Origin of the sequence: Kribbella sp. NPDC051952 (assembly GCF_040680855.1) — a bacterium.
In the GTDB taxonomy this organism is placed as follows: domain Bacteria; phylum Actinomycetota; class Actinomycetes; order Propionibacteriales; family Kribbellaceae; genus Kribbella.
In genome coordinates, this window is record NZ_JBFAXQ010000005.1 from 260,023 (window position 1) to 271,909 (window position 11,887).

Consider the following 11,887-nt stretch of genomic DNA (forward strand, 5'->3'; position numbering starts at 1 on the left):
AGTGTCAGACAAAGAGTTCCCGCCACCGGTGAAATGGGTCGACGACCGGCTCGGAATCGGCAAGATCGGCCGGAAGAACCTGCGCAAGGTCTTCCCGGACCACTGGTCGTTCATGCTCGGCGAGATCGCGCTGTACAGCTTCATCATCCTGATCCTCACCGGCATCTTCCTGACCTTCTGGTTCAAGCCGTCGATGGCCGAGGTCGAGTACCAGGGCTCGTACAGCCTGCTCAAGGGCCTGCACATGTCCGAGGCGTACGCCTCGACCCTGGACATCACCTTCGACGTCCGCGGCGGTCTGCTGATGCGGCAGATCCACCACTGGGCCGCGGTGCTGTTCATCGCCGCGATGATGGTGCACCTGCTCCGCATCTTCTTCACCGGCGCGTTCCGCAAGCCGCGTGAGCTGAACTGGGTGATCGGCTTCGGGATGCTGTTCCTCGGCATCATCGAGGGCTTCATCGGGTACGGCCTCCCGGACGACCTGCTCTCCGGGACCGGTCTACGGATCACGCAGGGGATGATCGGGGCTTCCCCGGTCATCGGCACGTACATGAACTTCTTCATCTTCGGCGGCGAGTTCCCCGGGGACGAGTTCGTCTCCAGGTTCTTCACCATCCACGTGCTGCTGATACCGGGGTTGATCCTCGCCCTGGTCACGGTCCACCTGTTCCTGGTCGTGTACCACAAGCACACGCAGTACCCGGGCCCCGGCCGGACTGAGAAGAACGTGGTCGGCTACCCGTTGATGCCGGTGTACATGGCCAAGGCCGGTGGCTTCTTCTTCGTCGTCTTCGGCATCACCGCGCTGATGGGCGCACTGATGCAGATCAACCCGGTCTGGCTGTACGGGCCGTACAACCCGGCCGAGGTGACGGCGGGGTCCCAGCCGGACTGGTACATGGGCTGGCTGGAGGGCTCTGTCCGGATCATGCCGGGCTTCGAGTCGCACTTCTGGGGCATCACGCTCAGCTGGAACCTGATCATCCCGGCCCTGCTGATACCTCCTGCCTTCGTCACGCTGGTCGCGCTGTATCCGTTCATCGAGGGCTGGATCACCGGCGACAAGCGTGAGCACCACCTGCTCGACCGGCCGCGCAACATGCCGACCCGGACCGGTATCGGTGCCGCCTTCATCACCTTCTACGGCCTGCTGTGGATCGGTGGCGGTAACGACCTGGTGGCCACCCACTTCGGCATCTCGCTGAACCACGTGACCTGGTTCCTCCGGTTCGCGGTGTTCCTCGGCCCGGTGCTGGCGTTCTGGGTGACCCGGCGGATCGCGATCTCGCTGCAGCGTTCCGACAACGACCGGCTCATGCACGGCCTCGAGACCGGTGTGATCGTCCGCTCCCCCGATGGCAAGTACACGGAGAAGCACGCGCCGATCTCGAACCACGAGGCCTACGAGCTCACCGCCCGGGACCGCCTGCTGCCGCTCGACATCGGTCCGGAGACCGACGACAACGGTGTTCGCGCCCCGCGCCGGGCCCTGAACAAGGTCCGCGCCCGGCTGTCGCGCTTCTACTACGCCGACGCGGTGCAGAAGCCGACCGCCGCGGAGCTCGAGGAAGCCCACGAGCACGCGCACGACGCGGACGAGATCCACGACATCAGCGAGACGGAGACCTACCGCGAGGTCACCAGCGACCGCTCCTGACGTCTGCTCATGAGGAAGGCCCCGGCATCATGCCGGGGCCTTTCTCGTTTCAGTAAGCACCCGGCTCGCCCGTGCCGGTCGTGAGCAGACTGCGGAGACTGCGTTGGACGTATCCGGTCCATCCCGTCGAACAGGCCTCGAAGCATTCGAACTCCGGCACCAGACCCGCATGCGTGAACCGCAGCGACGTCCGGCCCGCGTCCGTGGAGATGTCGAACCTGACCTCTGTTCCGTTCCACTCGGTCGGGTCGCCGACGAAGTCCGTGCTGCTGCTGTCCAGGACCCGCCACACGACCTTCTCGGGTACGACGAGCTCCGTCACCTCGAAGCGCCAGTTGTGATGGCCGGGCGAGTCGAAGGCGATCCGGTCGCCGACGTGTTCGGCGGATCCCTCGATGCTGTCCGACCACCAGGCTCGCGGATGGATGACAGCGTCGTAGACCTCCTCCGGGGTGCGGTCCACGGTGATCGTTGTGGTGAAGCTCTGATCGGTCATGATGCGTCCTTTTCAGATGGCGGGCCGGGGGTCGACCCGGTCGGCGAGACGGAGCTGAAGCGTTCCGACCGTGCGAAGGACGGCCCCGAACCGGTGAGCGACCGACGGGCGAGTACGGCGGACTGCTTCCGGCTGCTGCGGAGCGTTTGGGAGCGCGGACTGGGCCAATGCTCGGGCGTTCTCGACTGCGGTGTTTCCGGTCATGAAGTACGTCATGGTTCTGCTCCCTTCGAGAGCGTGCTGATCCGTCCGGCGGCCGGAGTGGCCGTCGGTTTAGCTGTTCGGTGGTGTCAGGGACCCAGGAGGTCCTTCAACGCGGCGAGCCGATCGTCCCAGTCGCGCGCCATGGCGGCGAGGAACTGCTGCGCGACCTGCATCGGTCCGGACTGCAGGTGGTACCGGATGCGCCGCCGTTCACCCGGCTCTGCGGTCACCAGGCCGGCCTCGGCCAGCAGCGCAAGGTGCTTGGCGATCGCCTGCCGGCTGATCGGCAGCTTGTCGGCCAGGTCGGTCGCGGTCGTCGGACCGTCCGCGGCAAGCGCCGCCAGGATCGCCCGCCGGCTCGGGTCCGCGAGGGCGATGAAGACCTGTTCGGCGATCGCCTCGACGTCAGGCTGCATCGAGGTACTCGATGAGCTCGTCGAGCTCCAGCACCCATCCGCGCGAGTTGCCGTCGAACGCGGGCTTGTGAACGTCGTCCGGCAGTTGCGCGAAGCCGCTCTCGACCACGGTCAGCCGGGTCCCTTCGCCGTGTGGCTCGAGGATGAACTCGACGTACGTACGACGCGGATCGTCGGCGGGCAGGCCGTAGATCTGCCAGCTGAATCCGAACGCCGACGGCTCCTCGACCCGCTCGACCCGCAACTCCGCGGTGTCGCCGCTGTCCCAGCTCATCGATGCCGCGCCACCCGGCCGCAGGTCGATGGTCGCCTCGTGACCGAACCACGTCCCGAGTCCCTCGGCCGTGGTCACCGCCGCCCACACCTTGGCCGGCGGATGCGGCAACTCCATCACGCGCTGGATCCGATCCGGGAAACCCATGACACCCACTCCTTATATAGCAATCATCCGGTTGCGATATCCAATCTATGGCAACCCGCTGGTTGCGTCAAGGGCAGAGGTGACCGCAGTCAGGTAGTCGGTGACCAAAGACTGCTCGCCAGGAGTCAGAGCCTCGGTGGTGGCGATCAGGCGATCGAGGAGCGGCCCGAAGAACTGCCAGCCGAGAGAGACTGCGGCGTCGGAGACCTGGAGTTGGGAGCTGCGACCGTCTGAGCGGCTTCTGACGCGTTCGACGTGCCCAGCGGCCTCCAGCCGGTGAATCACGGCTGTCGTCGCCTGAGAGGTCATACCGAGCTGCTGAGCCAACCAACTGGGCGTGGCGTCGACTCCCGCCCGCTCGGCGTCCAGCAGGCGGATCAACGCCCGTACGTCGGTCCCGTGCAGGCCGGTCGTCCGGGCAAACTCCCCCATCGCCAGCTCGAGCCGGACCGCGACCTCCCGCAACCGGTGCACCAACTCCATCGCCGCGGCCCGCTCGGGGTCGGCCGGCATCACTCCGTCGCGCATACCCGGCAAGATACCTCACTCAGTGAGCTATTCTCCCGCCATGACCTTCCAGGACGCGTACGACGCTCTTCTGCACCGCTGGGGTGTCCCGGTGGAGCAGCTCGACCTCGACGGCACTCACGTCAACGTCTGCGGCCCGGCCGACGCCCCTCCCGTGATCCTCCTCGCCGGACACGGAGCGACCTCGGCCGTCTGGTTCGCCGTCGCCGCACGCCTCGCCGAGCGCCACCGCGTCTACGCGCCAGACCTTCCCGGCGACGCCGGCCGCAGCACCACCACCCCGCCGCAGACGGTCGACGATCTGGTCGACTGGCTCAACGGTGTATTCGACCGAACCGGGCGGGCCCAGCTGGTCGGACATTCGTACGGCGCCTGGATCGCCCTCACCTACGCCCTGCGGAACCCGGACCGGGTCGAGCGACTCGCCCTGATCGACCCGACCGACTGCTTCACCGCCCTGCGCGTCCCGTACGTCGCCCGCGCCCTCCCGAGCCTCCTCCGGCCGTCCCGCAAGCGCACCAAGTCCTTCCTCCGCTGGGAGACCCAAGGCCTCCCGGTGGACGCCGGGTGGCTCGCACTCGCCGGCCTGGCCGCCGAGCAACCCACAGCCCGGGTCGTCCGCCCCAAACGCCCCACCGACGACCAGCTCCGCTCCCTCAAACCCCCGCTCCTGGTAGCCGTCGCAGGCCGCACCAAGACCCACAACCCCGACCACCTGACCAACCGCGTCACCACGCTGCTCCCAACAGCAACCGTCGTACGCCTGGAAACCGCGACCCACCACTCGCTCCCCACAACACCCGCCGACGAGCTGACCAAGGCCTTGCTGACCTGAGCGCCCAGTTGTCGAGTAGGAAAGACCCCCTCCCGCGGGTGCAGGAGGGGGTCTTGGGGTGTTCTGGTGTTAGAGGGCTGAGCCGGCCTTGTAGGTGGCCCAGGTGGTGTTCCAGTCGGTCCAGCCGTTGCCGGGCTCCATGTGCTTGTTGGTGCCGGTGACGGTGACGGGGTCGCCGCGCAACGTCTGGTCGAAGAACCACTTGGCGTTGGCGAGGCTCATACCGACGCAGCCGTGGCTGACGTTCTCACTGCCCTGGCTGCCGCCGGACCACGGGGCGCCGTGGACGAACTCGCCGGAGCTGGTGACCCGCTGGGCCCACTTCACGTCCGGGATGTTGTAGTAGTTCGGGTCGCCGGGCTTGATGCCGACCGTCGCCGCGTCCATCCGCTTGGTCGTGTACTTCTCCATGATCACCTTCACCCCGCTGCGGGTGGTGAAGCCGTCCTTGCCGGCGGTGATCGGGATGGTCCGGGCCAGCTTGCCGTTGATCGTCACGGTCATCGTGTGCTTCTTCACGTTGACCAGGCTGACGACCGACTTGCCGATGCTGAAGGCGATCTTCCGGCTGGCCGTGCCCCAGGTGCTGTTCCCGGCGTTGACACCCTGGGTGTCGATGTTGACCGTGACCTTGGTGCCGGCCGGCCAGTAGTTCTTCGGCCGGTAGTTGACCTGCTTGCTGTTCACCCAGTGCCAGGTGCCGTCGACCGGGACCGAGGTCTTGACCGACAGCCGCTTCTCCACGGCCGCGCGGTCCTTGACCGGGTTGTTCCAGAAGATCTGGATCGGCAGCGCGACACCGACGGTCTCACCGTTCAGCGGGACGACCGAGGCCTTCAGGCTCTTGGTCGCCTTCAGCGTCTTGAAGGTCGAGCTGATCGGCACGGTCGCACCGTCGGTGCCCTCGGCCGAGCCGCTCACCGTGTACGTCGCACCCGGCTTCAGCTGGGCCGCGGACGTCCAGGTGGTCTTCTCCGGGTTGAAGCTGCCGGTCACCTTGTCGCCGTCGTCGTCCTTCAGCGTGACCGCGGTCAGCTTGCCGGTGGTCGTCGACACCGTCACCGGCTTGTCCGGCTGGACCGAGGACGCGCCCTTGGCAGGCACGATCGAGATCGCCGCCGCCGCCGGGTCCTGCGTCGGCGTCGACGAGGCCCCCGGGGTGGTCGAGGCGCCGGGTGTTCCGTTGCTCTCAGACGTCGACGCGCTGGGCGTCGACGGGTTGTTGCCGCCTGCGTCCGTGTCGCTGCAGGCTGTGCCGGCCAGCAGCAGCACACAGATACCGGCCACGGCAAGGCCGTGCTTCCTCACCGAACTGCTCACCATTCCCCAGTTCTCCCCTGTTTCGTCAAACCGCCGCCAGGGTAACCCGTCGTACGGACAGTCCTGTGCAACGCACCGCCACCGGAGTGGTACGGACCACAACGGTCCTGCACCGGTGGCATTCCTAAAGACGCACGAAAGCGCCGCCCGGTTCGTTCCCGGGCGGCGCATTTCGTCAGATGCTCAACTAGTGAGCGTGGTCACCGCGGTAGTACTCGAAGATGAACCCGCTCAGCGTGACGATGCCGATCGCGCAGCCGGCGATGAACAGCCACCAGCCGAAGACGATGCCGAGTACGACGACCGCCAGCGTCAGCGCGGTCCACAGCGGCCACCACGAGTACGGCGGGAAGAAGCCCAGCTCCCCCGCTCCCTCGGCGATCTCGGCTTCCTTGCGGTCCTCCGGACGAGGATCCATCCGGCGGGCCGTGACGCTCAGGTAGAACGCCACCAGCAGCGACAGGAAGAACGTCATCACCAGTGCGGTGGTGCCGGTCGGGTCGTTCGACATCAGCCAGTAGACCGGCGTGACGACCAGCACGAACACGCTCAGGATCCCGAAGACCCAGGCTTCGACCTTCACGCCTCGTCCTTCCCTTCCGAACGCACGGTCTCCTGCAGCATCTCGACCCGGCCCTGGTCCTCACCCGCGTCCAGCAGGTTGTCCTTGCCGGCCTGGTTGTCCGGGTACTCGGCGAGGGCGAGGTCGGCGTGGTGCAGATCGAACGCCGGGCTCTCGGACCGGATCCGCGGCAGCCGCTCGAAGTTGTGCCGCGGCGGCGGCGAACTGGTCGCCCACTCCAGCGAGCGGCCCCAGCCCCACGGGTCGTCGACGCCCACCGGCGGCGACTTGCGCGACTTGTAGACGTTGTAGAAGAACGGCAGCATCGACAGGCCGAGGATGAACGCACCGACGCTGGAGACCTCGTTCAGCGTGGTGAAGCCCTCGTTCGCACCGTACGACGCGTACCGGCGGGGCATGCCCTCGACGCCGAGCCAGTGCTGCACCAGGAACGTCGTGTGGAAGCCGATGAACAGCAGCCAGAAGTGCAGCTTGCCGAGCTTCTCGTCGAGCATCCGGCCGGTGAACTTCGGCCACCAGAAGTAGAACCCGGCGAACATCGCGAACACCACGGTGCCGAAGACGACGTAGTGGAAGTGCGCGACCACGAAGTAGGAGTCCGACAGCTGGTAGTCCAGCGCCGGCGAGGCCAGGATGATGCCGGTCAGACCGCCGAAGAGGAAGGTGGTCAGGAAGCCCACCGACCAGAGCATCGGCGTGTCGAACGACACCGACCCGCCCCAGATCGTGCCGATCCAGTTGAAGAACTTCACCCCGGTGGGCACCGCGATCAAGAACGTCATGAACGAGAAGAACGGCAGGTTCACCGCTCCGGTGACGAACATGTGGTGGGCCCACACCGCGACCGAGAGGACCGCGATACCCAGCGTCGCGCTGACCAGGCCGATGTAGCCGAAGACCGGCTTGCGGCTGAACACCGGCAGGATCTCGGTGATGATGCCGAAGAACGGCAAGGCGATGATGTAGACCTCTGGATGCCCGAAGAACCAGAACAGGTGTTGCCACAGCAATGGCCCACCGTTCCCGGCATCGAAGACGTGAGCCCCCAAGGCTCGATCCGCCTCCAGCATCAGCAGCGCGCCGGCCAGGATCGGGAAGGCGATCAGTACCAGGATCGACGTCACCAGGATGTTCCAGGTGAAGATCGGCATCCGGAACATCGTCATACCGGGTGCGCGCATCGTGATGATCGTGGTGACGAAGTTGACCGCACCGAGGATGGTGCCCAGACCGGCCATCCACAGGCCCATGATCCACAGGTCACCGCCGATACCCGGCGAGCGGACCGCGTTGGACAGCGGCGCGTAGGCGAACCAGCCGAAGTCGGCGGCACCGCCCGGGGTGAAGAAGCCGCTGATCGTGATCAGGCCGCCGAACAGGAACAGCCAGAAGCTGAACATGTTGAGCCGCGGGAACGCGACGTCGGGCGCGCCGATCTGGATCGGCATGATCTCGTTCGCGAAGCCGACGAACAGCGGCGTCGCGAACAGCAGCAGCATGATCGTGCCGTGCATGGTGAAGAGCTGGTTGTAGACCTCTTCGTTCACGATCTGCAGGCCCGGCTTGGCCAGCTCGGCGCGGATGAGCAGAGCCATCACGCCGCCGATCAGGAAGAAGGCGAACGACGTGATCAGGTACATGTGGCCGATCAGCTTGTGGTCGGTGGTGGTGAGCCACTTGACCGCGATCTGACCCTTGCTGCGCCGCCGCGGCATCGCGGTGGTGCTACCGATAGCGCCGGTGCGCTCGGCGAAGTCGGTCACTTCTCGCCCTCCTGCTCCCCGTGACCGGGAATCGTGGTGGCGTCCTGCCCACCGGTGGCGGCGCCGGTCTGGCCCTTGGCGGCCAGGTCGCGCAGATGCGCGTCGTACTCGTCACGGGTCACCACCTTGACCGTGAAGATCATCCGGCTGTGGTAGAGCCCGCAGAGCTCCGCGCACTTGCCGGCGAAGGTGCCGGTCTTGGTCGGGGTCAGCTCGAACTTGTTCGTCCGGCCCGGGATGACGTCGAGCTTGAAGTAGAACGACGGCACCCAGAAGGAGTGGATGACGTCCGGCGAGGTCAGGTCGAAGTGCACCGACTCGTCCACCGGCAGCCACAGCTGGGCCGGGTTGGACATCGTCCCGGTCTCCCAGACGCCCTGCTGGCCGTCGACGGTGTCCTTGTAGTTGAAGGTCCACTGCCACTGCTGGCCCACCACGTTCACGGTGTGCTGCGGGCTGGACGACATCGCGGTGACCTTGTCGCCGTGCTCGACGGTGTAGAAGAACAGCACACCGATGATCGCGAACGGGGCCAGCGTGTAGAGCACCTCGAGCGGCAGGTTGTACCGCACCTGCCGGGGGGCCTCGTCGTTGCGCTTGCGGTACCGCACGACGACGTACAAGATCAGCGCCCAGACCATCACACCGACGATCAGCGCCGCGATCCAGGCGCCGATCCAGAGGCTTCGGACGGCCTCGGTCCGGTCCGATGCGCCCTCGGGGAGACCGAGTCGTTTCCACTGCTCAGTGGTCGCCGACGAACAGCTGGTCAGCAGCAGGGTGCCGAGCACCGCTCCCGCACCGACCAGCAGGCGTCGCTTCGCCGGACGTGTGGCGCCGGCAGGATCTGCCGTGCGCTCCTCCACTCCGGACGTGCCGTTCGAACCCACGGGGCGCCTTTCCCTTCCCAAGTGAGACTGACGACCAAACACTACTGGACACCATTCCCGTTCTTGCGCAGAGGTAGGGCTTAGCGTTTCCCGTGTGAACGAGCGTGCGTATCTGGACGCGGCATCGGCCGAGCCGTTGCACCCGGCAGCGCGGGAAATGTTGCTGCAGGCAGTCGATTCCGGGTGGGCGGATCCGGTTCGGTTGCACCATGAAGGACGGACCGCGCGGCTGCTGCTGGACAACGCCCGCGCGGTGCTGGCCGACGCGGTCGGGGTGCGGCCGGAGGAGCTGTATCTGACTATTTCGGGTACGGCGGCCATCCACACCGGACTGTCCGCGATCGGGGCCGCACGCAAGCGAGTCGGGAACACCGTTGTCCACAGTGCTGTCGAGCATTCCGCCGTACTCCACACGGCTGGGGCCGACGGCATCGAGGTGGGTGTGGACTCGAGCGGCCGGATCGACCTCGACGTGTTCGGACAGGCGGTCAGGCAGCCAGGGGTGGCGGTGGCCGCGGTGCAGTCGGCCAATCATGAGGTTGGGACACGGCAGCCGATCGCGGCGCTGGCCGAGGCATGTGGCGACGTACCCCTGTTTGTTGATGCGGCCGCGTCGATCGGGCATGACGCCATACCCGCGGGCTGGTCGGCCTTAGCCGCTAGCGCGCACAAGTGGGGTGGACCGGCCGGTGTGGGGCTACTGGCCGTACGGAAGGGGACGCGGATCGCACCGGCCTGGCCGATGGATGAGCGGGAGGACGGCCTCTCCCCTGGCTTCCCGGACGTGCCCAACATCCTGGCGGCCGCGGCTGCGTTGCAGGCCCGGCTGGCTGAGGCCGAGCAGCTCGACAAGCAGCACCGAGCCTGGATCGACGAGGTACGACGGCGTGTAGCCGCGGACATCCTCGACGTCGAGGTGGTCGGCGACCCCGAGGACCGGCTGCCCCACGTGCTCACCTTCTCCTGTCTCTACGTCGATGGCGAAGCCCTGGTAACCGCACTGGATGCCGAAGGGTTCGCCGTCTCCAGCGGTTCGGCCTGTACGTCGAGCACCCTCAAGCCCTCGCACGTCCTGGCAGCCATGGGCGTGCTGACCCACGGCAACGTCCGCATCTCGCTGGCGCGCACCACGACGTACGAGCAGGTTGATCGGTTCTGCACGGTGGTACCTGAGATCGTGCAGCGGATCCGTGCGGAGGTGGGGATGTGAACGTCGACCTGGACTGCCGCGGCCTGCTCTGCCCACTCCCGGTGATCAAGCTGGCCAAGACGCTACCGACCGTTGCCGTCGGCGACACCGTCACCGTGCTCGCCGACGATCCGGCCGCAGCCACCGACATCCCGGCCTGGTGCCGAATGCGCTCCCAGGAGCTGGTCTCCGCCGCCGATAATCAGTACGTGATCCGGCGGGTCAGCTGAAACACTCCGGATCGTGACCGACTTCGCGCACAAGCCGACCCTGACCGGTGAACTCGTCGTCCTGCGGCCGGTGGACGAGAGCGACTACGACGCGCTGCGGGCCGCGATGGACGACCCGGAGGTCGGCCGGTTCACCGGCAGTCGCGACGAGCTCGACGAGGACTTCGCCCGCGAGTGGTACCGGACCCGGAGCGACCAGACCGACCGGCTGGACCTCGCGATCGTGTCCAAGGCGACCGGCCGGACCGTCGGTGAGGCCGTCCTGAACCAGTGGAGCCCGGAGGACGAGTCCTGCAACTTCCGGATCCTGATCGGCCCCGACGGCCGCGGCCAGGGCCTCGGCACCGAGGCCACCCGGTTGATCGTCGGCTACGGATTCGAGCAGCTCGGCCTGTACCGGATCTCACTCACGGTGTTCGCCTTCAACCCTCGGGCCAAGCGGGTCTACGAGAAGGCCGGCTTCGTCGAGGAGGGCCGGCTGCGGCAGGCACTCAAGTGGGACGGCGAACGGGTCGACGACATCATGATGGCGATCTTGCGACCGGAGTGGGACGCGTTACGGTCGGACGTGTGATCAAGGCCGAGCGCATCGCCGTACTGACCGGAGCCGGGATCTCGACCGCGTCGGGCATCCCCGACTTCCGTGGTCCGCAAGGGCTGTGGACGAAGAACCCGGCGGCACAGGCGATGTTCGACATCGACGAGTACGTCGCCGGCCGGGAGGTCCGCGTGGAAGCGTGGAAGCACCGCCTGGCCGCACCGGCCTGGACCGCCGAGCCGAACCCCGGGCATCTCGCTCTGGTCGAGCTCGAACGCCAGGGCCGCCTGACCGGTCTGATCACCCAGAACGTCGACGGCCTGCATCAGAAGGCGGGCTCCTCCCCGGAGCTGGTCCACGAGCTCCACGGCACGGTCTGGTACGTCGATTGTCTCGACTGCGGCCGACGTATCCCGATGGCCGACGTACTCCCCCGCCTCGAAGCCGGTGACGAGGATCCGGCCTGCGAGGTGTGCGGCGGCGTACTGAAATCCGCGACCGTCTCCTTCGGTCAGTCCTTGGACAGAGCCGTCCTCGATCGTGCCGTTGCCGCCACCGAATCCGCCGACGCCTTCCTCGCAATCGGCACGTCTCTCCAGGTCTACCCAGCCGCCGGTCTCTGCGACCTGGCTCTCAACGCGGGCAAGCCGTTGATCATCCTGAACGCCCAGGAGACGCCGTACGACGAACAGGCCACAACAGTCCTGCACACCCCGATCGAGACCACCCTCCCCGACCTCGTGACCCTACCGTGACATTCGAGCCCTCCTCACGGTGCAGGTAGGCGGTTAGCGTCCCCGGCAGGGTGAGTCGG

At 66.8% G+C, this 11,887-nt stretch carries 15 protein-coding genes; 6 read left to right on the forward strand and 9 right to left on the reverse strand.

Annotation, left to right across the window (positions count from 1 at the left end):
* The first annotated feature begins 1 nt into the window (after window position 1).
* Window positions 2-1,660, forward strand: coding sequence for a cytochrome bc complex cytochrome b subunit (locus AB0L70_RS12680; protein ID WP_363683152.1), 1,659 nt, complete (start codon window positions 2-4; stop codon window positions 1,658-1,660).
* Window positions 1,661-1,709: 49 nt separating this feature from the next.
* Here AB0L70_RS12680 and AB0L70_RS12685 read toward each other — a convergent pair whose 3' ends face one another.
* The 5 genes from AB0L70_RS12685 to AB0L70_RS12705 all read right to left on the reverse strand — a co-directional run bounded on the left by AB0L70_RS12685 (window position 1,710) and on the right by AB0L70_RS12705 (window position 3,725).
* Window positions 1,710-2,156: an SRPBCC domain-containing protein gene (locus AB0L70_RS12685; RefSeq protein ID WP_363683154.1), complete on the reverse strand. Its 447-nt coding sequence runs from the start codon at window positions 2,154-2,156 to the stop codon at window positions 1,710-1,712.
* A gap of 12 nt (window positions 2,157-2,168) precedes the next feature.
* A complete protein-coding gene (locus AB0L70_RS12690) occupies window positions 2,169-2,372 on the reverse strand; it encodes a hypothetical protein (protein WP_363683156.1) in 204 nt (67 codons plus the stop codon).
* Between the two features lie 74 nt (window positions 2,373-2,446).
* A complete protein-coding gene (locus tag AB0L70_RS12695; RefSeq protein WP_363683158.1) occupies window positions 2,447-2,776 on the reverse strand; it encodes a metalloregulator ArsR/SmtB family transcription factor in 330 nt (109 codons plus the stop codon).
* Window positions 2,766-3,197, reverse strand: a complete 432-nt coding sequence (locus AB0L70_RS12700; protein ID WP_363683160.1) for an SRPBCC domain-containing protein — start codon at window positions 3,195-3,197, stop codon at window positions 2,766-2,768. The genes AB0L70_RS12695 and AB0L70_RS12700 overlap by 11 nt, the downstream gene beginning before the upstream one ends.
* A 45-nt stretch (window positions 3,198-3,242) precedes the next feature.
* A complete protein-coding gene (locus AB0L70_RS12705; RefSeq protein WP_363683162.1) occupies window positions 3,243-3,725 on the reverse strand; it encodes a helix-turn-helix domain-containing protein in 483 nt (160 codons plus the stop codon).
* Window positions 3,726-3,765: 40 nt separating this feature from the next.
* Between AB0L70_RS12705 and AB0L70_RS12710 the strand changes: the two genes are divergently transcribed.
* Window positions 3,766-4,560, forward strand: a complete 795-nt coding sequence (locus tag AB0L70_RS12710; RefSeq protein ID WP_363683164.1) for an alpha/beta fold hydrolase — start codon at window positions 3,766-3,768, stop codon at window positions 4,558-4,560.
* 69 nt (window positions 4,561-4,629) lie between these two features.
* Here AB0L70_RS12710 and AB0L70_RS12715 read toward each other — a convergent pair whose 3' ends face one another.
* The 4 genes from AB0L70_RS12715 to coxB all read right to left on the reverse strand — a co-directional run bounded on the left by AB0L70_RS12715 (window position 4,630) and on the right by coxB (window position 9,116).
* Window positions 4,630-5,868, reverse strand: coding sequence for an Ig-like domain-containing protein (locus AB0L70_RS12715; protein WP_363683166.1), 1,239 nt, complete (start codon window positions 5,866-5,868; stop codon window positions 4,630-4,632).
* Between the two features lie 199 nt (window positions 5,869-6,067).
* Complete coding sequence (locus AB0L70_RS12720) at window positions 6,068-6,463, reverse strand: cytochrome c oxidase subunit 4 (protein ID WP_363683168.1); 396 nt, start codon at window positions 6,461-6,463, stop codon at window positions 6,068-6,070.
* Complete coding sequence (gene ctaD / locus AB0L70_RS12725) at window positions 6,460-8,178, reverse strand: cytochrome c oxidase subunit I (RefSeq protein ID WP_363683397.1); 1,719 nt, start codon at window positions 8,176-8,178, stop codon at window positions 6,460-6,462. The genes AB0L70_RS12720 and ctaD overlap by 4 nt, the downstream gene beginning before the upstream one ends.
* A gap of 44 nt (window positions 8,179-8,222) precedes the next feature.
* On the reverse strand, window positions 8,223-9,116 hold the full coding sequence (gene coxB, locus AB0L70_RS12730; RefSeq protein ID WP_363683170.1) for a cytochrome c oxidase subunit II: 894 nt from the start codon (window positions 9,114-9,116) through the stop codon (window positions 8,223-8,225).
* A gap of 94 nt (window positions 9,117-9,210) precedes the next feature.
* On the opposite strand from coxB, the gene AB0L70_RS12735 reads away from it, so the two are divergent.
* The 4 genes from AB0L70_RS12735 to AB0L70_RS12750 are packed head-to-tail and all read left to right on the forward strand — an operon-like array spanning window position 9,211 to window position 11,828.
* Entirely contained in the window at window positions 9,211-10,326 is a 1,116-nt protein-coding gene (locus AB0L70_RS12735; protein WP_363683172.1) for an aminotransferase class V-fold PLP-dependent enzyme, read from the forward strand.
* On the forward strand, window positions 10,323-10,535 hold the full coding sequence (locus AB0L70_RS12740; protein ID WP_363683174.1) for a sulfurtransferase TusA family protein: 213 nt from the start codon (window positions 10,323-10,325) through the stop codon (window positions 10,533-10,535). The genes AB0L70_RS12735 and AB0L70_RS12740 overlap by 4 nt, the downstream gene beginning before the upstream one ends.
* Before the next feature lie 13 nt (window positions 10,536-10,548).
* Window positions 10,549-11,109 carry a GNAT family protein gene (locus tag AB0L70_RS12745; RefSeq protein WP_363683176.1) on the forward strand — a complete coding sequence of 187 codons (561 nt, stop codon included), beginning with the start codon at window positions 10,549-10,551 and terminating at the stop codon, window positions 11,107-11,109.
* The gene (locus tag AB0L70_RS12750; RefSeq protein ID WP_363683178.1) at window positions 11,106-11,828 is read left to right on the forward strand and encodes a Sir2 family NAD-dependent protein deacetylase; all 723 of its coding nucleotides are present in this window, start codon (window positions 11,106-11,108) and stop codon (window positions 11,826-11,828) included. Before AB0L70_RS12745 ends, AB0L70_RS12750 begins: the two co-directional genes overlap by 4 nt.
* Window positions 11,829-11,887 lie beyond the last annotated feature (59 nt).

Coding starts and splice junctions, on each gene's coding strand:
- AB0L70_RS12685 (WP_363683154.1), bottom strand. CDS start 2,156: ATGACCGATCAGAGCTTCACCACAACGATCACCGTGGACCGCACCCCG.
- AB0L70_RS12690 (WP_363683156.1), bottom strand. CDS start 2,372: ATGACGTACTTCATGACCGGAAACACCGCAGTCGAGAACGCCCGAGCA.
- AB0L70_RS12695 (WP_363683158.1), bottom strand. CDS start 2,776: ATGCAGCCTGACGTCGAGGCGATCGCCGAACAGGTCTTCATCGCCCTC.
- AB0L70_RS12700 (WP_363683160.1), bottom strand. CDS start 3,197: ATGGGTTTCCCGGATCGGATCCAGCGCGTGATGGAGTTGCCGCATCCG.
- AB0L70_RS12705 (WP_363683162.1), bottom strand. CDS start 3,725: ATGCGCGACGGAGTGATGCCGGCCGACCCCGAGCGGGCCGCGGCGATG.
- AB0L70_RS12710 (WP_363683164.1), top strand. CDS start 3,766: ATGACCTTCCAGGACGCGTACGACGCTCTTCTGCACCGCTGGGGTGTC.
- ctaD (WP_363683397.1), bottom strand. CDS start 8,178: ATGCCGCGGCGGCGCAGCAAGGGTCAGATCGCGGTCAAGTGGCTCACC.